Source organism: Sneathiella chungangensis, from assembly GCF_009882935.1.
Classification (GTDB): Bacteria; Pseudomonadota; Alphaproteobacteria; order Sneathiellales; family Sneathiellaceae; genus Sneathiella; species Sneathiella chungangensis.
Genome location: NZ_WTVA01000014.1, coordinates 105,489 through 128,732, shown reverse-complemented (window position 1 = coordinate 128,732; position 23,244 = coordinate 105,489). Strand labels below are relative to the sequence as shown.

23 protein-coding genes and 1 tRNA gene are annotated in these 23,244 nt (G+C 55.1%); 12 read left to right on the top strand and 12 right to left on the bottom strand.

Annotated elements, in window-relative coordinates; translation table 11 throughout:
• Positions 1-6 precede the first annotated feature (6 nt).
• Positions 7-1,227, top strand: coding sequence for a CCA tRNA nucleotidyltransferase (locus tag GQF03_RS12365; RefSeq protein WP_161339592.1), 1,221 nt, complete (start codon positions 7-9; stop codon positions 1,225-1,227).
• Here GQF03_RS12365 and GQF03_RS12360 read toward each other — a convergent pair.
• Positions 1,213-2,073: a hypothetical protein gene (locus GQF03_RS12360; RefSeq protein WP_161339591.1), complete on the bottom strand. Its 861-nt coding sequence runs from the start codon at positions 2,071-2,073 to the stop codon at positions 1,213-1,215. The two genes, GQF03_RS12365 and GQF03_RS12360, sit on opposite strands and share 15 nt — an antisense overlap.
• Before the next feature lie 127 nt (positions 2,074-2,200).
• On the opposite strand from GQF03_RS12360, the gene GQF03_RS12355 reads away from it, so the two are divergent.
• Together GQF03_RS12355 and GQF03_RS12350 are read left to right on the top strand one after the other, a co-directional pair.
• Positions 2,201-2,461, top strand: a complete 261-nt coding sequence (locus GQF03_RS12355; protein WP_161339590.1) for a hypothetical protein — start codon at positions 2,201-2,203, stop codon at positions 2,459-2,461.
• A 93-nt stretch (positions 2,462-2,554) separates the two neighbouring features.
• Complete coding sequence (locus tag GQF03_RS12350; protein ID WP_161339589.1) at positions 2,555-3,613, top strand: bifunctional transcriptional activator/DNA repair enzyme AdaA; 1,059 nt, start codon at positions 2,555-2,557, stop codon at positions 3,611-3,613.
• Between the two features lie 6 nt (positions 3,614-3,619).
• On the opposite strand, the gene GQF03_RS12345 is transcribed toward GQF03_RS12350, so the two are convergent.
• Genes GQF03_RS12345 through GQF03_RS12335 form a run of 3 tightly spaced genes read right to left on the bottom strand, consistent with a single transcriptional unit; the run spans position 3,620 to position 5,775 of the window.
• A complete protein-coding gene (locus tag GQF03_RS12345; protein ID WP_161339588.1) occupies positions 3,620-4,324 on the bottom strand; it encodes a transglycosylase SLT domain-containing protein in 705 nt (234 codons plus the stop codon).
• A gap of 48 nt (positions 4,325-4,372) precedes the next feature.
• A complete protein-coding gene (locus GQF03_RS12340; protein WP_161339587.1) occupies positions 4,373-4,894 on the bottom strand; it encodes a GNAT family N-acetyltransferase in 522 nt (173 codons plus the stop codon).
• Between the two features lie 5 nt (positions 4,895-4,899).
• Positions 4,900-5,775 (bottom strand): N-formylglutamate amidohydrolase, encoded by an 876-nt coding sequence (locus GQF03_RS12335; RefSeq protein WP_161339586.1) that lies wholly within the window; start codon positions 5,773-5,775, stop codon positions 4,900-4,902.
• A gap of 124 nt (positions 5,776-5,899) precedes the next feature.
• Between GQF03_RS12335 and GQF03_RS12330 the strand changes: the two genes are divergently transcribed.
• Positions 5,900-6,274 (top strand): response regulator, encoded by a 375-nt coding sequence (locus GQF03_RS12330; RefSeq protein WP_161339585.1) that lies wholly within the window; start codon positions 5,900-5,902, stop codon positions 6,272-6,274.
• A 104-nt stretch (positions 6,275-6,378) separates the two neighbouring features.
• Positions 6,379-6,455: transfer RNA gene (locus GQF03_RS12325), tRNA-Val, on the top strand.
• Between the two features lie 74 nt (positions 6,456-6,529).
• Here GQF03_RS12325 and GQF03_RS12320 read toward each other — a convergent pair.
• Positions 6,530-7,072 (bottom strand): hypothetical protein, encoded by a 543-nt coding sequence (locus tag GQF03_RS12320; RefSeq protein ID WP_161339584.1) that lies wholly within the window; start codon positions 7,070-7,072, stop codon positions 6,530-6,532.
• A gap of 333 nt (positions 7,073-7,405) precedes the next feature.
• Between GQF03_RS12320 and GQF03_RS12315 the strand changes: the two genes are divergently transcribed.
• Complete coding sequence (locus tag GQF03_RS12315) at positions 7,406-8,029, top strand: hypothetical protein (protein WP_161339583.1); 624 nt, start codon at positions 7,406-7,408, stop codon at positions 8,027-8,029.
• Positions 8,030-8,043: 14 nt separating this feature from the next.
• Here the strand turns inward: GQF03_RS12315 and GQF03_RS12310 are convergent, their stop codons facing one another.
• From GQF03_RS12310 to GQF03_RS12300, 3 genes are all read right to left on the bottom strand, one after another.
• Complete coding sequence (locus GQF03_RS12310) at positions 8,044-8,505, bottom strand: DUF3237 domain-containing protein (protein ID WP_161339582.1); 462 nt, start codon at positions 8,503-8,505, stop codon at positions 8,044-8,046.
• A gap of 267 nt (positions 8,506-8,772) precedes the next feature.
• A complete protein-coding gene (locus tag GQF03_RS12305; protein ID WP_161339581.1) occupies positions 8,773-9,645 on the bottom strand; it encodes a mechanosensitive ion channel family protein in 873 nt (290 codons plus the stop codon).
• A 27-nt stretch (positions 9,646-9,672) separates the two neighbouring features.
• The gene (locus tag GQF03_RS12300) at positions 9,673-10,509 is read right to left on the bottom strand and encodes an AsmA family protein (RefSeq protein WP_161339580.1); all 837 of its coding nucleotides are present in this window, start codon (positions 10,507-10,509) and stop codon (positions 9,673-9,675) included.
• 173 nt (positions 10,510-10,682) lie between these two features.
• Between GQF03_RS12300 and GQF03_RS12295 the strand changes: the two genes are divergently transcribed.
• The 4 genes from GQF03_RS12295 (at position 10,683) to GQF03_RS12280 (ending at position 16,795) form a co-directional block, all read left to right on the top strand.
• Positions 10,683-11,849 (top strand): MFS transporter, encoded by a 1,167-nt coding sequence (locus GQF03_RS12295; RefSeq protein ID WP_161339579.1) that lies wholly within the window; start codon positions 10,683-10,685, stop codon positions 11,847-11,849.
• A gap of 74 nt (positions 11,850-11,923) precedes the next feature.
• Positions 11,924-13,066, top strand: a complete 1,143-nt coding sequence (locus GQF03_RS12290) for a CaiB/BaiF CoA transferase family protein (RefSeq protein ID WP_161339578.1) — start codon at positions 11,924-11,926, stop codon at positions 13,064-13,066.
• Between the two features lie 111 nt (positions 13,067-13,177).
• Positions 13,178-16,411 carry a coiled-coil domain-containing protein gene (locus GQF03_RS12285; protein WP_161339577.1) on the top strand — a complete coding sequence of 1,078 codons (3,234 nt, stop codon included), beginning with the start codon at positions 13,178-13,180 and terminating at the stop codon, positions 16,409-16,411.
• A gap of 15 nt (positions 16,412-16,426) precedes the next feature.
• The gene (locus GQF03_RS12280; protein ID WP_206376406.1) at positions 16,427-16,795 is read left to right on the top strand and encodes a DUF4870 family protein; all 369 of its coding nucleotides are present in this window, start codon (positions 16,427-16,429) and stop codon (positions 16,793-16,795) included.
• A 31-nt stretch (positions 16,796-16,826) separates the two neighbouring features.
• On the opposite strand, the gene GQF03_RS12275 is transcribed toward GQF03_RS12280, so the two are convergent.
• Both GQF03_RS12275 and typA read right to left on the bottom strand, forming a co-directional pair.
• A complete protein-coding gene (locus GQF03_RS12275) occupies positions 16,827-17,048 on the bottom strand; it encodes an acyl-CoA carboxylase biotin carboxyl carrier protein subunit (RefSeq protein ID WP_161339576.1) in 222 nt (73 codons plus the stop codon).
• Positions 17,049-17,161: 113 nt separating this feature from the next.
• Positions 17,162-18,982, bottom strand: coding sequence for a translational GTPase TypA (typA, locus tag GQF03_RS12270; protein ID WP_161339575.1), 1,821 nt, complete (start codon positions 18,980-18,982; stop codon positions 17,162-17,164).
• Between the two features lie 241 nt (positions 18,983-19,223).
• Here typA and GQF03_RS12265 point away from each other — a divergent pair, with 241 nt between their 5' ends.
• Together GQF03_RS12265 and GQF03_RS12260 are read left to right on the top strand one after the other, a co-directional pair.
• Positions 19,224-20,396: a M20 aminoacylase family protein gene (locus GQF03_RS12265; protein WP_161339574.1), complete on the top strand. Its 1,173-nt coding sequence runs from the start codon at positions 19,224-19,226 to the stop codon at positions 20,394-20,396.
• 40 nt (positions 20,397-20,436) lie between these two features.
• A complete protein-coding gene (locus GQF03_RS12260; RefSeq protein WP_161339573.1) occupies positions 20,437-21,228 on the top strand; it encodes an enoyl-CoA hydratase in 792 nt (263 codons plus the stop codon).
• A 21-nt stretch (positions 21,229-21,249) separates the two neighbouring features.
• Here GQF03_RS12260 and dgcA read toward each other — a convergent pair whose 3' ends face one another.
• On the bottom strand, positions 21,250-22,236 hold the full coding sequence (gene dgcA, locus GQF03_RS12255) for an N-acetyl-D-Glu racemase DgcA (protein ID WP_161339572.1): 987 nt from the start codon (positions 22,234-22,236) through the stop codon (positions 21,250-21,252).
• Positions 22,233-23,231 carry an N-acetyltransferase DgcN gene (gene dgcN, locus GQF03_RS12250; protein ID WP_161339726.1) on the bottom strand — a complete coding sequence of 333 codons (999 nt, stop codon included), beginning with the start codon at positions 23,229-23,231 and terminating at the stop codon, positions 22,233-22,235. The genes dgcA and dgcN overlap by 4 nt, the downstream gene beginning before the upstream one ends.
• Positions 23,232-23,244 lie beyond the last annotated feature (13 nt).

Below are 23,244 nucleotides of genomic sequence, written 5' to 3'. Positions count from 1 at the left end.
CGGAAAATGCCGAAGAGCGCGGGGCTTGTCGATATTTCCGATTGTCCTCCGCCATGGCGAAGCTGGCCGGAGACAAACGCGGTGATTTCCGCCTTGCAGGATGAAGGAGGAGTCGTGCGCTTTGTCGGTGGTTGCGTGCGCGATGCACTTCTCGGCATTGCAAGCGAGGATATCGATATCGCGACGGATTTATTGCCGGGCGCGGTCATGCAAGGGCTGGAGAGGGCCGGAATAGAAGCGCTTCCAACCGGGCTTGATCACGGTACGATAACTGCCGTTTGCGGCAAACGGCATTTCGAGATCACCACATTGCGGGTTGATCTTGTCGGCCATGGCCGGCATGCGGATATTGCCTTTACCCATGACTGGGAAGTCGATGCGGAACGCCGGGATTTCACCTTCAACGCGCTTTATCTTGATCCGACGGGAGAGTTGATCGATCCGGTGGGAGGTCTCGCCGATTTAAAGGCGCGCCACGTCCGCTTTATCGGAAATGCCGACGACCGAATTCGTGAGGACCGTCTTCGGGTATTGCGGTATTTTCGGTTTTTTGCGCGTTTTGGCGACGATAACCCGGATGCGGCCGCCCTGAAAGCCTGCGCAAAAGCGGCTGGGGATCTCGGGGCTCTCTCGGTCGAACGCGTGCAGAAGGAAATCCTTCTACTGCTGGCAACGGAAACTCCCTTGGCGGCGCTTGAGTTAATGAAAGAAACCGGCGTGCTTGAGGCAATTACCGGCGTCCCGGTAAATCTGTCGCGTATTGCCTCCCTGCTGTCGCTGCCTGTCGAAAGCGACGCGCTGTTGCGGTTCGCGGCGCTTTTGCATTGTGATAAAGATGAAGTATCGCGTCTGTCCGCAAAGCTCCGTTTTTCAAACAAGCACAAAGAACGCCTGACGCACATGTGCGGAAAAAATATCTCGCGGGAAATGGATGAACGAGATCAGGCAATAGCGCTCTATTGGCTGGGAAAGCAGACATTTGCCGATCAGGCAATTCTCCTTTGGGCGGAACTGACGCCGGAGTGTGATTTCCGGCAGTATCTCGACAGGGCGGAACGTTGGCAAAGACCGCCATTTCCCGTAACCGGGCGTGATTTGTTGACGCATGGCGTCGCAGAAGGCGCCGCGCTTGGGCAGTTGCTGAACGACATGGAAATACGCTGGGTGGAAAGTTCCTTCCGTCTCACGAAGGAGGAGCTGCTCCGCGAATTTTTACCTGACGCCTAAAATCCAGCCCTCTTCCAGCCGGCATTTTTGTTCTTCTTCCGTTGTGAGCCAGGCCGGCGCTGAGAACGCGGATTCCGCTAGGCCATTCTTCATTTTATCCAGCAGCCAGTCACGGCAGGCAAGTACCTGGCGTGCATCCTTTATAGGATGGTCGTATTCTGCCTCATGTCGAAGGCTCGGCCAGATTTCGGTGAGGATGATGCCGTCGAGATCTTTTTCCCATTGCGTCTCGAACGGCCAGAATTTCACACGGTGGGCAATACCGGGTTGCCGGGCAAGATTGCTCAATTCCCTGAGGCCGGTCAGCGCCTGGCTCCCAACGGACCCGGTCGTGTACAGCTTCCAGACACTGGAAATGGAATGCTGCTTTTTCTTGTCTTTCAAAAATTTTTCGACGATGCGCCATTCGGTGAACTTATCAAACGCAAAAGGCGGCTTTTTGGCCGTGAGATAAGTGGACTCCGAGGTGGCCGGACATCCCCAGAATGGCCCGACGCTGCCGGAAATAATCTTGTTCAAATCCGCCGCGACATCAAACCGGTTGTTCCGATCCCGATCATCCGAGGTAAGCTCAGCGGCAATTCGTACGGCGGCAGTGCGTCCGCCACCGAGACCACAACCGGCGGGATAGCCGAAGGGAAAATCGAACCCGACACAGGCGGCACCTTTGCAAGCCCGGAGCAATTCATGAATCCTCGCCATGCAGGCGGCACGTGTTCTAAAATACTCCGCCTCAGAGCATGCGGCGCCATCCGCCCAGGCAATCCAGCAACGATCCGGCGAGGGGGTGATCCGGCCCGGGGCGGACGCCGCCGACCAATCCACCATAATAACAAGATCAAACATTCCGGCTTCTCCCAAGCTTTCCCGATCGAGAGACAGACTTTATGTTATAATGCCCTCGTGAAAAAGCCCGCGAGTGACTACATAGTGGTGGACTTGGCTCCTAATTCGAGCACTGGAGGATGACGCAATGAAACAGATCATTTTGGTATCGATGGTGACTATTCTAGTCGGCCTTGCCCAACCCGCCCTTGCGGATGAGAAAAATGAAAACCCTGATGGTATGGCGATGGAGGGCATCACGAAATTGATGGATGCTCTCGGCGCATTTATTGCCTCGATCCCGCAATATGAGGCTCCGGTGTTGAATGAGAATGGCGATATCATTATCCGCCGAAAAAATCCGGAGAAAAAGCAGGAAGACCCAAAACTTGAAGAAACATCGACATGACGGCGATGGTTATTTTACCTCGGAAAACGGATAGGCGTTAAGATGCGTTGCTTCTAAATTGCGCCCATATCGAATTTGAAGTGGAATAATACAATGACGCAAGATGCAAAATTGAATGCCGTCATGGCCCGCGACAAGGATCAGGATGGCCAATTTGTTTACGGAGTGAAAACGACGGGTATTTACTGCCGTCCTTCCTGTCCCGCCCGTAATCCGAAGGCGGAAAACATCCGTTTCTTCGATCTTCCGGAAATAGCAGAGGCGGCTGGGTTTCGCGCCTGCCGCCGGTGCCGGCCGGACCTGGTGAAAATTGCCGACCCGAGCCTTTCCCTGACGCGGCAGATTTGCCGGATAATCGAACGGCATGTAAGCGAGCAATCCGGTGAACGGCTCTCTCTCGGCCAGATCGCCGAAGAAACCGGATATAGTGAGGACCATCTTTCCAGAAGCTTCAAGAAGGTGCTCGGAATATCGCCAATGGAATATTACGACAACCGGCGAACGGAGGTATTCAAGGATAATGTCAAAGCCGGCGAAAGCGTCTCCGCCGCGGCTTATGGCGCGGGGTTCGGTTCCACCTCGCGCCTCTATGAAAAGGCCCATGCGCGCCTTGGCATGACGCCTGCGTCCTATGCCAAAGGCGGGGCGGGGGCGGAAATCGCCTATGCCTTCGCGGACTGCTTTCTCGGTCAGATGCTGGTCGCCGGCACGCGTCACGGCGTCTGCGCGGTATATTTCGGTGACAACAAAAAGGATTTGATCCGGGAGCTGGAACAGGAATTTTACCGTGCGGAGATTGCGGCTGATGTCGGGCTACTGGCGGACTGGTCGAAAGCCATTGTCGATTTCCTGCAAGGCGCATCCGCCGCGTTGCCCGAAATACCGCTGGATATGTATGGCACCGCCTTTCAGCGAAGAGTCTGGCAGGCGCTTCTCGAAATCGGACCCGGGAGAACAAAGACCTACCGCCAGCTGGCCGAGGACTTGGGAGCGCCAAAATCCGCACGGGCGGTCGGGCGGGCCTGCGCGACCAATCCGGTCTCGCTTATCGTCCCGTGTCATCGGGTGATCGGCACGGACGGCAAGTTGCACGGCTATCGTTGGGGACTTGAACGCAAGGAGGCCTTGCGGAACTGGGAGACCGCCGACTGACCACACTCAGGAGGAGGGTTCGGCGGCCGCCAGCCTCTGCATGTTTTCCTTCGTAAAGCGGCGCTGGCTTGCCTCGCGGATACGCTCCGCCAGTTCTTCGCGTTTCAACCGGTAGGCCTCGCGGGAGGCGGCCATCCGCGCGTTAGTATCCTTGCGGCGCTCCTTTTGCCAGATTTTCAGGACTTTCTGGCGATAAGGCACATTATATTTGTGATTCCGGGAATGGTAATGGGCGATGGCGACATTCCATGAACGGCTTTCCTCCCGCAGGTTTTTGAGGAGCCTTGCGGCATATTGCGTATTTTGTTCGGGATCCAGTGCCGTCTCTAAATCCTCGAACGCGTCGGGGTGATAGTAGAGATTGATCTGCATACAGCCAACATCGATATTCTGGACGCCTTTGGCTTTCAACATTTTTACTTCATCGATCGCCGCCTCCTTGCTTGGGAAATATCGACCGCGGCCCTCGGCATAAACTGTCCAGGGCCAGGCAATCATTTCCTTCTTCTCTTTGTGCCAATGGCCGCTCTCCGTCAGCGATACGGCCGTCAGAAGTCGCTTCGGAAGGCGGTATTCACTCTCTGCGGCTGTTACCGCTTTTGCGCAGGTTTTGGCGTGTTCCGGGGCTTTTGCGATAACATTTCCGGCAATCGCCGGCGCTGTCGCCAATACACTAAAAGCCAAAGTCAGTAGTCCGATCAAAATTCGCATTCACTTCCTCCTGACATCAAGGAAGCAATATCCGCGCCAGTTTTCCGATTACTCGTCCAATGTCAGATTTTTCTGCATGATCACGGTATCCACCCACCGGTCGTGCTTGTAACCGACTTCCTCCAATATCCCGACAAGCCGGAAACCGCGAGATTTGTGCAAACCTATGGATCCGCGATTGCCGGAATCGCCGATGACGGCGACCATCTGCTTTTTCCCCGCTTCCCGGCATTTCTTTATTAATTCGTCGAGCAGAGCCTTACCGACGCCGCGCCCGCGCATATCTTCGCGAATATATACCGAATTCTCGACTGTATTCCGATAAGCCGGCCGCGGACGGTAGAGGCCGGCATAGGCGAAACCGACCACTTCGCCGTCGACTTCCACAACGATATAGGGAAGCTGCTGCTGCAAAATGGCATTGCGCCGCGCCGTCATTTCCATTTCATCGGGGGGGTCGATTTCGAATGTCCCGAGCCCCGTGAGGACGCTGGCGGCATATATTTCGGTAATGGTCGCCATGTCTTCCGGCGATGATGGGCGAACAATCGGCGAAATTTCCGTCGTCATTGGCTCTATGCCGTCAGTTGGGAACTATGGTCTTCGCTTATTTCCCGGATAAACCCGGCAATGTCATTCCTGAGCCGGGTGAAACCGGAGGTCGGCGCCAGCTTTTTCTGATCCATGTAGAGGCCCCGGTTAATTTCGATTTGAAGGGCGTGGATATTCTTGTCCGGTTTGCCGTAATGGGTCGTGATAAAGCCGCCGGCATAGGGTGTGTTTTGGCCGACGTGATAACCGTAGCTTTCAAACCGGGAGAGTGTCGCGTTGAAGAGCTGGGGACCGCAGGAGGTTCCGTACCGGTTGCCGAGAATAATGTCGGGCCGCTGCGTGCCGATTGCTCCGCGCCCACGTCTGCTTCCCGGTGCCTGCGACGGCATCGAATGGCAATCGATCAGGTAGATAAAACCGAATTTCTTCTGCCCTTCCTCCAGCAGTTGGCGGAGCGCATGGTGGTAGGGGAAATAGCATTCATTGATACGCTTTTGCGCGTCCTTGAAGTCCAGCTTGTCCCTGTAAATTTCCTGGCCGGCGCCCACCACCCGGGGGATCGTTCCGATCCCGCTCGCAAGTCGGGGGCTTGCCGTCATCACATAATCTGGGAGCGGCGTTTTATACATATGCGGATCGAGTTCGAAAGCTTCGCGGTTGGCATCGCAATAGGCGCGGGGAAATTCCGCACATAAAAGGGGGGCGCCGTTTTCCGTTGCGCTCGCGAAGAGCTCGTCAACAAGGAAATCCTCCGATTGGCGTAATTTTTCGAAGTCAAGTTTCGAGCACTGGACGAAATCCGCCGGATAGTTGCGTCCGCTGTGCGGGGACGAGAAAACGAAAGGAATAAGCCATTCCTTGGGCCAGATTATTTTCGCCGGAGACGTGAAGGCGGTCATGTTTCCTTTTTCTCTCTTCTTTCGCCGGTTCTGAAAAAATATCCGGTGCCATTTTGCCAGTTGCTTTTGAATAGTATAGTCTATTTCATGAACCTATTTGAATGACATTTGTGTAGATTTTGCCATGGCCCGTATTTTACTTGCTGAAGACGATGACAATTTGCGTCCGTTTCTGGCTCGAAGTCTGGAAAATGCCGGCCATGAAGTGCTCGCCTTCAGCGATGGTGAAGATGCGTTGCCGGCGTTCGGGAGCGGCCAGATTGACATCTTGATTTCCGATCTGGTTATGCCGGGAATGAACGGAATTGAACTCGCCCGCCATGCCCGTAAGCTTGAGCCGGATATTCCTGTCATTTTTATCACGGGATTCTCCGCGGTGGCGATGGAGGCGCTGGATACGGTAGACGGGGTGAGCAAGGTTCTCTCGAAGCCGTTTCACTTGAACTCGCTGGTCGATGCTGTGCGGAACGCGCTCGATGATCGCGCTATTTCCGGATAGAACGCGAATCTTTTAATATCGCCTTTGCCGCTTAGATAGGGCTTGCATTGAAAATCGCAGCGCTTTATAAGTCGCCAATTCCCGCCGCAAAATTGCGGATATGAGGGCGTATAGCTCAGTTGGTTAGAGCGCTGTGTTGACATCGCAGAGGTCACAAGTTCGAATCTTGTTACGCCCACCATTTTCCCGATAAACAGAATAAAAAACGACCAGGCGTTGCCGCCTGGCCGAGACGAAAACAGAATTATTTGCTGCTTACTGGGCGGCAGCGTTCTTGAGGAGTGTCGGACTGCCGACCGGGAATCGGACAAGTGTCTGTTCGCTGCCTTCCTGCTGGAGGACGATTTTCCATTCCATGACAAAGACGAAGGGCGCTTTCGGCGATGTCGCGATCAGCTCCCCTGTACTGATATTGAGATACATCAGTTTATGCGGCATCCGTCCGGACTTGATTGTCAGATAAGTCGCATCCGAGCTTTCAATAACGATACCCGGTGTCGGCCAGTACTCGATATCCGTCAGGATAGAGCTTTCGTTGATCATCGATCGGAATACCGGCTCCGACACTCGATAGGCGACCTTGGCGGCAAGATTTCTTTCTTCCATTAACCGCGGTAAATACGTCCTGTCCCTCTCCGAAGGCGTGAACGCGACGACATAATCTATTATTTCCGTATCGTTTTTGACGAAATACGTCTTGATACAGGGGTAAATTCTCTCGCCGATCTGCATATAAAACAGATCTCCATACCTGATGTCCGTCAAATAAGCGGGTTTTCCGATAAGATCTACGTTCATACTTACTCCGTTCTTAAATCGCCCCGAAAATTCTTGATTTCCGACCGGTGCCCGGATTTATGTTTTTTTTGACCTTCGACCAATGCCGCCGCCGCAGGTCATTTATTGGAATTTTTTTGGCGACCCTGATTTGCGTAGTTCGAGAATGAATTAAATTATTGGAAAATTATACCGAAACTTCTCGTGGAAGTAAAAGCAATTGGCGGATATGGTTAATTCGCGCGGGTCGCCAAGAAAAAAATTTCCATCAATTCCAGGCCAGTTGTTGATTGCGATTTGCCGTTGAACAATATTAGAAGGCTAATCCATCCGGAAACCCGTTGGAGACAGTTCATGAGGATAATAGCGACACTTATAGCCGTTCTGTTGCTGGCGGCTTGCACCAAGCCGACGGTGGAAGCCAACGTCACCGCATTTTTCACGCCGGATCTCGCTAATATCAGGGGGAAAAATATCATAATTCGTGCGCAGCCGACGTCAAAGGAATCCAGTCTTGAATTTCTCAACTACCGCCCGAAAATTGCGGACAAGCTCAGATTTGTCGGATTTGTTGTCCGGGAACACTTGCCGGATCCGGATTATGTCGCCTACGTTTCCTATGGCGTCGACGGCACGGAGCCGCGTTCGACAACTACCTCATCTCCGGTATTCGGATCTTTCGGGCTTGGTGTCTATGGCGGCGGAGGCCCGTTTTACGGAGGCTCTCTTGGGCGGACATACAACACCCAGACATGGGTGGAGTATAACCGATTCATTGCGATCGATATCGTAGAAGGCAAGACCGCCAAATCCGAAAATCCGGTCCGAATTTACGAAGGACGGGCGCAATCTGCCGGTCGGTGCCCGACATTGACCGGGGTTTTTGATGAAGTACTTGATGCGTTGTTCCAGGATTTCCCGGGTGTGAACGGAAAAACGGTATTCGTCACTATTCCGTGGGACGGGTCCTGCGAATAGACCGTCTGCGCCAGTTACTCGACTTTGAAGACGCTGTATTTCGGTCCCTCCGAATTACGCTCCCCGGTGCCGACGAATAGGTGCTTGTTGAGCCATAGATGCGACGCCGCCGACGTTTCGAAGCGTGGCAGAATGCGGAAATAAAAGAGAGAGGGGTCAACTGTTTCGCCCGCCGCCATTTTTGCCATTACATCTTGCGGTCCGTGACGGAGTCCTTCATAGCGAGCATAAATCAGGCCGCCGTCTTCCGCTTCGATTGTAATGCGTACGTCGAGCTGCATAACGTCATCTTCGCGTAACAGCAGCCAGTCGGCGCCGCCGGCGTGAACGCGCCCATTGAGCAGCGGGCCCGTAATCACACCGCCGGTCACTTCAGCAATCAGCCGCCCGCCTTGTGGTGTCTTTCCAAGATTGAGGACCGGAGATTTGACCGACAGCTGCATATCGAAGGCATGGGTAAGTTTAATGTCCGACATCTGGATATCCTTGTCCGTTATGGCCGCGGCCCGTTGCCCTGCTGGCAGCAGTCGGAATAGTCATAATTATAAACGCTATAGGGATTAGGATTATTTACGGAGAACCTGGATCCGCATCCTGCCGCAATCAGGGCTATGCCAAGTATCAATATATATCTCATTCGATCCGTTCCTAACTTGTATGACGTTGCGGTCTATTCTAAGCGTTCATTGATCGGATTGTTACCGTAATTTTGTGAAATGAAGAATTTTCGGCGGTGATGGAAACTACAGGACCGGTGGTGGAACGGCCGGTCCGTTTCCTTCGTTGAGCGGCGGCAATGCAAGGCTCACACCGCCAAATTTCATCAACTCGATGTTATTGTCCTTAAGCACCTTATAAATTGTATCGTTGATGTCATACCGGTCCTCAAAATATTTGAGCCCGGGGACCCAAACGCGGGTGCCAATGATAACGCCGCCATAGGTGAAATCCTGGATGCCGACTTGCGGTGGGGTCGGGGAGTCCTCGTTGATCAGTTTCGCGATCGCCTCCTGTATCAGTTTGATGACTCTCGCCGGGTCCGTGTCGGCGGAAATGCAGAAATTGCTCTCGACGATCCGCATTTCCATTGAATTGACGATGACCTGTCCGACGATCTCCTTGTTGGGAATGGCAATCTGCTCGCCATCCTCTCCGGTAAGGAAGGTGATGCCAAGCGTGATCCTGTCGACAACGCCGCTTACTCCCTGAACGGTGATGACATTACCGACGACGAAGGGCCGTGTCAGGATGATGGCGACGCCGGCGCCGAAGTTGGAGATCGGCCCCTGAAGGGCAAGGGTTGCGCCGAACGTTACCGCCCCTGCGAGCGCAATAAGCGGGGCGATACTGATCCCGAAATTGCCAAGCGTGATAATGATGAGCATGACGATGAGGATAAACTTCACCGCGCTTCCCATAAATCGGGAGAGGGTCACGTCGATATTGCGGGCAAGCGCCATATCGAGCAGCCGGTTACCGATCCAGTTGGCAACCAGCAGCCCGAACAAGAGGAATACCACAGCACCGAGTATCTGAAATCCGTACTCGATGGCAAATTCGGTGACGATATCGACCCATTTCGAGACCGTCTCGATATTTTCGTTTACTGCGTCCATGTTTTAATCGCGTTACTAATTAAGGGATTAATCGCCAAACAGTTTTTTGATGGATTTACCGGCGCCTTCCACCGCGCCGGTCGCGCCTTTGGCCGCCCCCGTCGCGGCTTCGCCCGCTTTTCCGGCGGCTTCCCCGACACCGGTCTTGTTGACCAGATCGCCCGCATTATCGAGCAGTGTCCCAATATTCTTGCCGATACCGAGCTGCGTGATCACGCCCATCGCTTTGCCGGTGATCTCCTCGATTATTTTCGCCGCGACCTCGCCAGGGCTCGCGCCACCTTCATCCTTGCCGATATTGACCATATGAATATTGGGAAGCCGGCCTTCGACCTTCTGGTTGGCGAGGATAGGCGCCTTGACGGAAACCTGTCCGCCCGTGACGTAGAGATTATCAATAATGACCTTCGGGCCATCTTCCGAGCTGGCTTCGTCCGATTTTTCGCCGCCCAATCCCTTTTCCTTCAGGAAGGCATCCACATTATTCTGTATTGCGGTCAGATTGTTGGTCGTCTGGTTGACTTCATAAATGATCGAAGGGTTCTCCACGCGGATTTCCCGGATGTGGATCAGCTTGTCGCTCGTATCCGCGATATCAACCTCCATTGCGACACTGTCGAATTTGATGGAATGGTCTTCTTCAAAGCCGTCAGGATTACCGACACTAAAGCCTTTCAGCGCGCCTTTCCCACTCGTCAGATCAAGGTCGACATCATTCAGCACAACGTCGGTTTTGGTGACGTCAGAGCCATAGCTTTCAACCGCGGCAATGATGACCTTATCTAGATTGAAATAGAAAACGCCAACAACGATGGCAATGATTACGATCAGACCGATGATAACGCCGCCAATGATTTTGCCCATTTACTTCATGCCCCTATGTCGCCTGAACCTTTCGTGAAATTCTTAAGGCGGATTAAGCCAGAGAATATCATGATAGGCAAATTTTTATGCTGTCGGGGGGCGCGGCAGCTTTACAGTCACACCTGTCTCCCCTAGAGATATCTGGTCCCAGACTGGCGGAAAGGCGCTCCCTCGTGGCACCCCTGATCACTTTTGACCAAAAGACCGCCATGCGTCTTGCGCCCTTTTACATGGCGTTGTTCCTTATCGTTGGCTTTCAGCTGCCGTTCTGGCCGGTCTGGCTTTCCTACAAGGGCCTCAGCGCAGACGAGATCGGTATCGTTCTTTCCGCGCCGGTTTGGGGAAAAATCATATTCACGCCGATGATTACGTCGATCGCCGATTATGTCGGACGACGGCGGGCGCCGCTTGTCGTCATGTCGGCAATTTGTCTCGGGCTTTTTCAATTTTACTTTTTCGCTGAAGGCTTCTGGCAGATCTTTGTTCTTGCGCTCTCCATCGGTCTATTTACGTCGTCTTTCACGGCGCTTGGCGACAACCTTGTACTTACCATCGGCCGGACGCAGCAAATCGATTATCCGCGCATAAGATTATGGGGGTCCATCTCATTCATTGGCGGCGCCTTTTTGGGCGGCCAGATGCTGGAGGGACGTTCGCCTGATTTTATACCGGTACTGTTGGCGCTGTCTTACCTGTTACTGTTTGTTTGCTGCCTGATTCTACCGGAAATCAATGTTGGCCGAAGCGAGACGGGGAAACGGGGGCTGCGACGCTTGATATCGAGCCCGGTATTCATGATCTTTCTATTGGCGGCCGGATTGATCCAGGGCAGCCACGCGGTTCTCTATACATCCGGTACCCTGCAATGGCAAAGGCAGGGTATCGAAGATGGCACCATCGGGTTCCTTTGGGCAGAGGGCGTCATCGTCGAAATTATTCTCTTCGCCTTCGCGCGTCGGTTCTTCAAATCCTTCAGTCCGATCCAGCTTATCCTTCTCGGCGGGGCGGCGGGATTGATCAGATGGGCGGTCATGGGGTTTGCGCCCGGAGTGCCAGTGCTTATTGTCAGCCAGATGCTGCATGGCGTAACTTTCGCGGCGGCTCATCTCGGCGCCATGCGGTATATCACCGACGAACTACCCATTGAGGTTTCGGCACGTGCGCAGGGATTATATTCAGCCATATCGCTCGGCCTTGTCATGGGAGGCTGCCTGTTCCTGTCGGGGTATTTATACGAATTTTTCGCCAGCCACGCCTATTTCGTCATGGCGGCGAATTGCGCGATCGCACTTGTCCTCTGCGGGTATTTATCGCGGCTGCCGCACCGGTCGTTACTTTAGGGGATGACAGTCCATTTGGGTTCGGTTTAGATTGAAAAGAAAATTCCGGGTCTTAACAAGAAAAGGAAAGAATAATGGGACCGTTAGCAGGATACAAAATTGTTGAAATGGGCGGGATTGGGCCCGGCCCCATGTGCGCCATGCTGCTGGCCGATCTTGGCGCCGATATCGTCCGCATAGACCGTTTGTCCGATCCCGGGCTCGGCAGTATGCCAAGCTCCCGCAACAGTCTGCTGATGCGAAGCCGCCGGTCAATCGCCGTCGATACAAAGACGGAAGCCGGGCGTGAGGTCGTCATGAAACTGATCGAACAGGCGGATGGGCTGATTGAGGGATTCCGCCCTGGCGTCATGGAGCGTATGGGACTTGGCCCGGAAGAGGCACTGAAGCGCAATCCGAAGCTGGTATATGGCCGGATGACCGGTTGGGGGCAGGAAGGGCCCATGGCATTGGCGGCCGGCCACGACATCAACTATATTGCGCTTGCCGGCGTGTTGCATGCCATTGGACGAAAGGACGAAGCGCCGGTCCCCCCGCTCAACCTTGTCGGTGATTTCGGCGGTGGCGCTCTCTATCTCGCGCTTGGTCTCGTTTGCGGTATTCTCGAGGCCCAGAAATCGGGCAAAGGGCAAGTTGTCGACACGGCAATGGTCGATGGCGCCGCGTCGCTGATGACAATGTTTTACGGCCTTATGGCGGCTGGGCACTGGAAAGACGAACGCGGCGTCAATATTCTCGACTCCGGCACTCATTACTATGACGTCTATGAGACGGCCGATGGAAAACATATCTCGCTCGGCTCGATCGAGACGAAATTCTACCAGGAGCTTCTCGAAAAGACGGGCCTCGATAAGGAGGACCTGCCGCCGCAAATGGATCCCAAAAGCTGGCCGGTGATCAAGGCGCGGTTGACCGAGATTTTCAAGACGAAAACCCGGGATGAATGGGACGAGATCATGTTGGGTTCGGACGTATGTTACGCCCCCGTTCTTTCGATCATGGAGGCGACACGGCATCCGCATAATACGCACAGGAAAACCTTCGTTGAATATGACGGTGTTGTTCAACCCGCACCGGCACCCCGTTTCAGCCGTACGGAACCCTCGATACAGCGTCCGCCCTGCCTGCCGGGAGAGCATACCGAGGAAGCGATGCGCGACTGGGGGTTTGCCGCAGACGCGATTGGCGATTTGCGCGCCGCCGGAGTTATCAAGTAGTCATAATATCAGGGTTTTTTTTCGTTACCGGCGATCACCCGGATTGATCAGAAAACTTGACGTCGCGCCGGATTTGCGGAACCCTTCTACCATAGTATGGTTAGGAGAGGGATGATGTTGCAAAAACATCAGAATGTGGAATTTCGCAGCGGTGAGAATAACGCTGCAGCGAAAGCAAAGGCTGTGCCGCAAAAAATGACGGAAAATAAGGGGTTATCGGGCGCTGCAAAGCTTTTTGGCGTCGGCGTTCTTCTAACGATTGCCTGGCTTGTCGCCGTTGGCGCCTATGCCTATGCGAGAATCGGCTGGCCGGAAATTTTGATGGTCGCACCGATCGATCTCGGAATCCTGCTCCTTGGCGCATTTGCGCCGCTTGCCTTTCTGTGGTTGCTTCTCGGGTATTTCCATCGCGGCCTGGAGGCCCGATTGAAAGGTAATGCGCTTGATCAGTTGATGGCAAATTTAGGCTATCCGAGCCCGGAAGCGGAAGCACGTGTTTCCCGCCTGACTGAGGCCCTCGAGCGGCAGTCGAAAAAAGTCCAGGAAGAGACGGAAAAAGCCGCAAGCCGGATTGAGGATGCGTCGAGCCGGCTCGAAAAACAGGGTGATTCGGCCAAGTCAGCGACCGACGGATTGTTGCAGACCTCTGATCGGATAAAGGGGGAGCTTGAAGCCCGTGAATCCCAGATCAGATCGCTTATCGATCAGATCAATGAACAGGGAGCGCGGCTGAATGATGCCATCACATTACAGACGAGTAGCCTTGAGGATGCGGCGGGAGAAACAGAAACTCGCAGCGTAGCGGTGCAGAACGCCATAGCCGCACAAATCAAGGCACTGGAAGATGCTATTCGTGTCGCCGATGAAAAGTCCCACGATGTTGCGCAGATTCTTGGTGAAACCAGCGAAAAGATTTTCACGAATGCCACCCAGACTCTCGAAAAAACAGCAGAGGCGAAAGACGCGCTCGGCGAGCAGATACGAAGCCTGCAAGAGGCCGCCGATCAGCTTCGTGAAAAACTCAATGACGGAACTGCGCAACTGACCGAGCGCGGCCAGGAAATTGCCGAGGTTTCGCGGGCTTCCTCGAGCGAGCTATCGAAGACCGCCGATGTTCTTCTGCAGAGTACGACCGATCTGAGTATTGCAAGCGATGAAGGCGTCACCCGTCTGAATGCCCTTCGGAATACGCTCGCCAGCAGCGTTGCTGAGGTTGACAAGGCGCTTGAGCGGCTTGAAAGCCGCGAAGGCGGATTAATCCAGGTCGCAAAAGATGCGGAAAGCGGCGCGCGAGAATCCGCGGAAAAACTGCATCAGAACACCCAGGAACTGGCTGTCAAGTCCAGTGAGATGACGGAGCAGCTGCTGCTCTCCAGCATGAAGCTGAAGGACGAGACCATCGCGCTTGACGACGTTTTGAAAGCGACCGGCCAAAGCCTGCAGGCGATTGACCAGAGCCTGCGTCAGGGACAGGAACTGCTTGATGCCGCGGGTGAAAAATCTCTGCGGAATGCGGATCAGCTGGGTGAAAAACTGGCCGGCCACGCGGCGAGCCTCAATGAGGCGTCCGAGACGGCGGGCGCGCGGACGACGCTCATTCAAGAGCAGCTTCGCAACCAGATTGCGATTTTCGAGCAGGCGTCACAACAGATACTGGAAATGTCGCGGGAAATCAGCGAGCGCCTCGGCAAAGACGTTGAATTGCTCAACAAGGCGGGTATTGAAACCAACAGCCGTATCATGGAAGTCGGCGGCAACCTGCAGCGTCAGGCGGAGGGCTTGAAGGAAACCTCCGATGCGCTGACCAGCCGGATGCGCGAAGCCGGCGAAGAGTTGCGCCGCGAAGGCTCTGATATCGAGGTTAGTGCCGACAAGGCGTCGCGCACGCTTGCCTCCGCCAGTGAAGCCCTTGTCAAACAGCAGAAAGAGATTGGCACGTCGGCCGATCATTCGAAGGGCAAGCTCGCTGCGGCGATTGAAGAAACTATCCGCCATCACCAGGACTTCATGGCGACGGCGGAGCGGGCGACGCTGCAAGCGCGGCAATCCGGCGAAGCGGCTTATTCGCAGACTGCCGAACTTGCCAAAACCGCGGAGCGGGCATCCGCAGAACTGCGGGCCATGGGCGATCAGGCCAATGATCACATTGAACAATTGAACAAGGCGGCGGCAAAGGCCGAGAGCCAGGGCGGCAGACTTGCCGAAGTAACCCGGTCATCGCTTACCAATATCAGCGAGGCCAGCGGATCCGCGAAGGTTCATATGGAAGATCTTGCCGAGATTTCCGTCCGCGCAAAGGATCACGCGGAGGCAATGGAGGAAATCCTTCAGCAGGAGACTCTGGCGCTGGCGGAGATTGCCCGACAGCTCACAGAGCAGGTGGAAACGGTGGAGAAGACCCTCTCCGAACGCTCCTACATGCTTGATCATTCCGTCGAGCAGGCGTCCGAGGCAACAGAGCGATTCCATCGCCGGTCAGTTGAACTTGCGAAGGCCAGCGAACTGATGATCAAAGGCATTCAATATGCGGATCAGGCCCTTGCGAAGCACAAGCTGGAAATCGATGAGACGCGCCGGCACATTCATGAAGATCTCGACCGGGTGACAGAGAAAATTTCCGAGGCGAGCAATCAGGTTAAATCGGCGGGGACCGGCGCGGTGGAGCTTTTCCACGGCCAGGCGGAGGACTTGATCCGCTTTACAACAAAGGCGAATGAAAGCGCCCGCACGCTCGGCCAGCAGTTCGAAAGTCAGCACCATCGCCTGACCTTGTCTGTGAAACAGGTGGAAGAAACGCTCAGTCATACTGCGGGTCTCCTGAAAAACGAAAGCGAAGCCTTCAAGAAGGCGGCGGAAAAAGCGGCGGAAGATGCGCTTACCTCCGGCCAGCGGATTGAAAAGCAGACCTTGGGGATAACCACGGCGGCGGCCAAGGCGAAACAGGAAGCGGACCGGCTCGCGGAGAAGAAAAGCAAACTGCGCAACGAACAGTTTATGAAATCGACCGCGTTTATTATGGAGAATCTGAATTCGCTCACCATCGACCTCAACCGGATCATGGACAGCAACCTGTCAGAAGAGCTCTGGCGTCGGTACCGGAAGGGCGAGAAGGGCATTTTTACCCGCAAGCTTCTCAAGACGAGGGATGCGGAGAAGATCCGGGCGCGCTACCGCGACAATGGCGATTTCCGGCGTTTTGCCGATCAATATGTGTCCGAATTCCGCGAAATAATGACGGAGGCCGGAACGGTCGATCATTCGGAATTGCTCTCGGACGCTTTTATCACGGCGGATGTGGGCAAGGTATACCTCCTACTGCAGGAGGCGTTGGAAGGTCAAGAATAGTGAGGGGGCAAATATATGAATGACGTAACCAAATCGGTCGAGGATACGGCGCGGATGAACGGCGCCGTAAAAATGGCGCAAATTATTTATTTCATCTATTTTGCGGGCCTGATCATTCCGATTGCACATATTGTCGGCGTCGTCATGGCTTACATAAATCGCGGCGACGGACCCGCGTGGCTGGAAACGCATTTCCGGTTCCAGATCCGAAGCTTCTGGATGTTTTTCCTCTATTGCCTGATCGGGTCTCTGCTGGCCGCCGTCGGCATCGGATTATTGATCATCCTTCTGGCATATATCTGGTATATCGTCCGCTGCGCGAAAGGATTGAAATTCCTGGCGCGTGAGGAAGAAATTCCCGATCCCGCGACCTGGCTCTGGTAGATAGGCTGCTTAAAAATTGTGATGGAAGTCTTCAGACTTCCATCCGGGCGACAACCTGATCCTCGGCGACGGCATCGCCTTCGCCCACCAGGATTTCCTTGAGCGTTCCGTCTTCCGGGGCGTCAACGGGAATTTCCATTTTCATGCTTTCCAGAATGAGAATTGTATCATCCTCGTCCAGCTGTTCTCCGATTTTGGCTTCAACCTTCCAGACTTTCCCGGCAACTTCTGCGGTCACATCAATCAACGCCATCTTTTCCTCATTTGGTTATTGTTGTTCTTAAGGTCGGCACATGTTTTCACAAGACGCGATTAATCGCCACCCATTTTTTAGGCGCGAAGAGAGCCGTCCGGTTTTTGATGGGCTTAGCTTGCAATCTTCTCGCGTGAGGCTTTCTTTCTCTCATGCGGGTCGAGATGACGCTTGCGCAGGCGAATATTGCTTGGCGTTACTTCCACCAGCTCATCGTCGTCGATATAGGCAATGGCCTGTTCCAAGCTTAATTTTCTCGGTGTGGTGAGACGAACAGCCTCATCCGTGCCAGCGGCGCGGATATTGGTCAGCTGTTTGGCTTTCAGCGGATTGACCTCAAGATCGTTCGGGCGGTTGTGTTCGCCCAGAATCATGCCCTCATAGACATCGACGCCGCTACCGATAAAGAAGAAACCACGCGCCTCGAGATTCCAGAGCGCAAATGCCACGGACTTGCCTGTGGAGTTCGAGATCAGAACGCCGTTGCGCCGACCGGGAATTTCTCCCTTATGGGGGACATAGGAATGGAAAAGCCGGTTCATGATGCCGGTACCACGCGTATCGGTCAGGAACTCCCCATGATATCCGATCAGTCCGCGGGTCGGGCAGAGGAACGTGATCCGGGTCTTGCCGCCGCCGGAGGGGCGCATGTCCGTCATCGTTCCCTTGCGCAGCGCGACCTTTTCGACCACAACGCCGGAGAATTCGTCATCGACATCAACGACAACCTCTTCAAGCGGTTCAAGTGTTTCGCCGTTTTCGCCTTGGCGATAGAGCACTTTGGGCCGGCTGATGGAAAGCTCGAATCCTTCGCGGCGCATCGTTTCGATCAGCACGCCAAGTTGCAGCTCACCCCGGCCTGACACGACATAGGAATCCGCTTCGGGGCTATCCTCCACGCGGATGGAGACATTACCCTCAATCTCCTTCATTAGGCGCGCGCGGATGACCCGGCTCTGCACCTTGTCGCCATCCCGTCCGGCAAGCGGGGATGAGTTGATGGCGAAGGTCATCGAGATCGTCGGCGGATCGATGGGCTGTGCATCAAGCGGCTCGGTCTCCTCCGGTGTGCCGAGCGTATCGGCAACAGTGGTTCTGACAAGACCCGCAACCGACACGATATCGCCCGCCCGCGCGGCGGTGATTGTTTCGCGTTCCAGCCCGCGGAAGGCCAGGATTTTAGTGGCGCGTGCATCTTCGATCTTGCCGCCCTTGCGACTGAGGCCCTTGATCGGATCGTTTGTCTTGAGAACGCCGCTTTCCACCCGACCCGTCAAAAGGCGGCCAAGATAGGGGTTGCTCTCAATTGTGGTGACGAGCATCCGGAATGGGGCGTTTTCATTGACCTCTGGCGCCTTCACATGGCGGACAATGAGATCGAAAAGCGGATGAAGATTTTCCTTCGGTTCGGACAAATCCGTAACCGCCCAGCCTTCCTTGGCGGATGCATAGAGCACCGGGAAATCGAGCTGCTCTTCATTGGCGTCCAATGCGACAAGCAAATCGAAGCATTCATCCAGCACTTCATTCGGCCGGGCATCGGGGCGGTCCGCCTTATTAATGACGATAATCGGCTTCAGGCCAAGGCCAAGCGCTTTTTGCGTCACGAACTTTGTTTGCGGCATTGGGCCTTCGGCGGCATCGACCAGCACGACAACACCGTCGACCATGCTGAGAATACGTTCCACTTCGCCGCCAAAGTCGGCATGACCTGGCGTGTCGACGATGTTGAGACGGTATCCGTCCCATTCGACAGAGGTGCATTTGGCAAGGATCGTGATCCCGCGTTCACGCTCAAGGTCGTTGCTGTCCATGGCCCGTTCGGCCACTTTCTGGTTGTCCCGGAACGTGCCGCTCTGTTTCAAGAGGCCATCCACAAGGGTCGTCTTCCCATGATCAACATGGGCGATAATCGCTACGTTCCGAATTTCCATGATTTATACTTCGTCTTTATCAAAAAGCGCGCGCAGTATAGCGTTGATCCTGCGATTAGCAAGCAATCCTTTCGCAGGCGCACACAAGTTTCCTCATATAGTGGGTCCGCAGAAAATTAAAAGATGGTAATGCAGAGAGGTGAAACCAATTTTTGCCACTCGATGCTCTCGCACGGATGTTGCCATTCCTTTTAAAGGGTGGCACGATGACGAACAATTAAACCAAGAATAAGGGGAAGGGATGCCCATCTATAACAGGATCGCCGAAACACATGATGATATGCAAGCCTGGCGGCGGGACCTTCATCAGCATCCGGAACTTTGTTTCGAAGAACGAAGGACAGCGGCGATTGTTGCGGAAAAACTCCGGAGCTGGGGAATCGAAGTACATGAAGGCATCGGCGTTACCGGCGTTGTCGGCGTGCTGAAAGGACAGGGATCCAGTGCACGGACCATCGGCCTCCGCGCAGACATGGATGCGCTGCCGATGCAGGAAGAAAATGATTTCGCCCATAAATCGACGATTGACGGGAAAATGCACGCCTGCGGTCATGACGGCCATACGGCGATACTGCTCGGCGCCGCCAAATATCTCGCCGAAACCCGTAATTTTGACGGGACTGTGCACTTTATCTTCCAGCCGGCGGAGGAGGGCGGCGGCGGTGGTGACGCGATGGTCAAGGACGGCCTGTTCGAGCGCTTTCCCTGCGACGGTGTCTATGGCCTGCATAACCAACCGAGCCTTCCTCGCGGCACATTCAATGTACGTTCGGGTCCAATTATGGCCTCCGCGGATACGGCGGTGATGAAAATCCGGGGCAAGGGCGGGCACGCGGCCTATCCCCATCTTACCAATGATCCGATTGCAGCGGGGGTACAGCTTTACACGGCGCTTCAGACCATCGTCGCCCGCAATGTCGGTCCGGTTGATAATGCCGTGGTCAGCGTCACCCAGTTTCAGGCGGGCACCGGCATTAATATAATTCCGCAAGAAGCGACGCTGAGCGCCTCGATCCGGGCAATGACGGCGCAGATCCGTGACTTGATCGAGGCACGGGTTCGGGAAATCTGCGACGGGGTCGCCGCGACACATGGGGTGGAAATCAAACTGGATTACCAGCGGCGCTACCCGAGCGTTGTCAATCACGAAAAGGAAACCCAGATTGCGGCTCGCGCTGCCACGGAAATCGTCGGGCATGAGAATGTGAATATGGAGACGCCGATCCGCATGGGAAGCGAGGATTTCGCCTTCATGCTTGAGGCCTGCCCCGGCTGCTACTTTTTCCTCGGCACCAATGACGAAACGCATTTTCACGCGGTGCATCATCCGGAATATGATTTCAATGACGAGGTGCTGTCGATTGGCGCCAGCATCTGGGCCCGCCTCGTCGAGCAGCAATTACCGCGCGAGTAGCGGCTTTTCTTCAGATAAACTCAAAATAAGGAAAATAAAAATGTCTGATGTACTTCTTGAAACGTTTGAAGACGGAATTGCGACGCTGACCATGAATCGGCCCGAGGCGCGCAATGCCTTTACCCGGGAAATGATGGACGGTTTGAGCGAGAAGCTGACCCGCCTGGCAAAGGATGGTTCGGTCCGTGCCGTCGTGCTAACAGGTGCGGGCGGTGCATTCTGTGCGGGTGGAGATGTGAAGGGTTTCGCCGCCAATGCCGGCGCCAAGGTCAATATCGACGAGCGGATACAGGACCTACGCGAACGGATGGAAGTAAGCCGTCTTCTTCATGAAATGCCGAAACCCACACTTGCCGTCATTCCGGGGCCGGCCGCGGGCGCGGGTTTTTCCCTCGCCATGGCGTGCGATATGCGCATCGCGGCGGACGATGCCAAGATCACCACTGCCTTTTCAAAGGTCGGCCTCTCGGGTGATTTCGGCGGGACCTATTTCCTGACCAAGCTGCTCGGTGAAGCCAAGGCGAAGGAACTTTATTTCACCGCTGACGTGATCCTCGGCAAGGAGGCCGAGGCAATCGGTATGGTGAACAAATCAGTTCCGGCGGACGAACTTCCGGCCGCGGCGGCCGCAATGGCGAAACGGCTGGCGGAGCTGCCGACGATTGCCATCGGCTACATGAAGAAGAATATCAATACAGCGTCCGAGGGAACCCTGAGCGAGGTCCTGGATTGGGAGGCCCACCAGATGATCCGGTCATTTGAGACGGAAGATCACCAGGGTGCGGCCGTTGCCTTCGTTGAAAAACGCGCGCCGGAATTCAAGGGGCGTTAGAACCAAAGGGGATGGCCTCTGCTATCCCCAAAGTTCCCTTGATGGCGGATGCATGACGCTGCCGTCAAAGCGGATGCCATTTTCCCTGTCTTTTTCAAGCAGAAGCGGCCCGTCGAGATCGACAAAACGCGCGAAGGAGGCGAGGTGCATGGCGGGGGCCATGCCAAGGCTGGTGCCGAGCATGCAGCCGACCATAACCCCGAGCCCGAACTCCCGGGCGGCTTCCGCGAGAAGCAGGGCCTCTGTCAGCCCCCCAGTCTTGTCGAGCTTGATATTGATGTAATCATAGAGCTCCGTCACGTCGTCGAGGGTGGCCGTATCATGAGCACTTTCATCGGCGCAAATCGGGACGGGCCTCTCCATCTCGCCAAGAATTGAATCTTCGCCGGCCGGCAATGGCTGCTCGATAAGTTCGACGCCGAGGTCCGCCATTTTGGGACAAAATTCGAGCATCATATCGGCGGTCCAGGCCTCGTTGGCATCGACAATGATACGCGTCTTTGGCGCTGCGTGACGAACTGCGGCCACCCGCTCGAGATCGCCCTCGCCCGCGAGTTTCAACTTGAACAGCGGGCGGTGGCTCTGCGCCTTCGCGGCGGTGCCCATATTTTCAGCGGTATTCAGAGAGAGCGTGTAAGCCGTTATCGTCGGTCCTGGTGCCGGAATCCTCGCAATTTCATATATGCCTTTGCCGCTCAACTTTGCTTCCAGATCCCAGAGCGCGCAATCAACGGCATTGCGCGCGGCCCCGGAGGGCATAACCGTCAGCAGCCCGTCGCGGGTCAGACCGTCGCGGATATAATCTCGAATGGAGGAAACCTGACCGAGGACCGAACGGACACTTTCGCCGTATCGCGCATACGGGACGCATTCCCCGCGTCCCGTTACGCCATTGTCGGAGATTTCGACAACAACAACCTCGGCGGCGGTTTTCGCTCCCCGGCTGATGCGGAAGCTTCCCCTGATCGGCCAGCTTTCGGCGCGCGCCTCGATTTCCCGCTTGCTCATTGCAGGTTGTCGACGATCGGCGCCGTGCCGTCTTTAAAAGGATCGACAGTTGGAAGCCCCAATTCCTTCTCGACTTTCGCGAGATATTCCTGACGTTCGCCTTCCTTGAGGCCAGAAGTGTTGATGGCGACACCGACAAATTCGGCATTTTTGTTGGTGAGCTGCGCGCAGGTCAGGTTGAGCTCCATGCAGGTTTTGAGATCGGGCAATGGCTGATGCGGTAGACCGCGCATGTGGGTCCGGGTCGGCTCGTGACAGAGGATGAGGGCATCGGCCTGCGCGCCATGCAAAAGCCCCAGGCTGACGCCCGCGAAGGAAGGATGAAAGAGAGAGCCCTGACCCTCAATAATGTCCCAGTGATCGGCATCATTTGGCGGTGAAAGCTCTTCAACCGCGCCGGAGATGAAATCGGCAACCACCGCATCGATGGAGATTCCCGATCCGGCGATAAATATCCCGGTTTGACCTGTCGCGCGGAAATCCGCTTTCATGCCGCGCTTGTGCATTTCCTTTTCGATAGCTAGCGCCGTGTACATCTTGCCGACGGAGCAATCGGTCCCGACGGCAAGCAGTCTTTTCCCCTGGCGCGGCGTTCCCTTGCCAGTCGGAATGTTGCGGGTCGGATGACGCACGTCAAACAGGGCACGCCCATTTCTTGCCGCAGCCTCCTTGATTTCAGGCATGTCTCCAAGGCGGATGTGCAGGCCGCTGGCGACGTCCATGCCTGCGTCCAATGCCTCGACAATGGCGGAAATCCAGTGCTCGGGCAGAAAACCACCTGAATTGACGATACCCACTACCATGGTCTTTGCTCCGCCGGCCACTGCTTCGGCGATGGTCATGTCCTTGATGCCGAGATCGGCGACGCAGCCGGCCAGCTTCAACTGGCCGAGACACCATTCGGGGCGCCAGTCGACAATCCCTTTCGCGGTTTTCGCGGCAAGCTGGTCTTCCACATCACCCAGGAACATGAGATAGGGGTTACGCATTTCAATCATGGAATTTCTC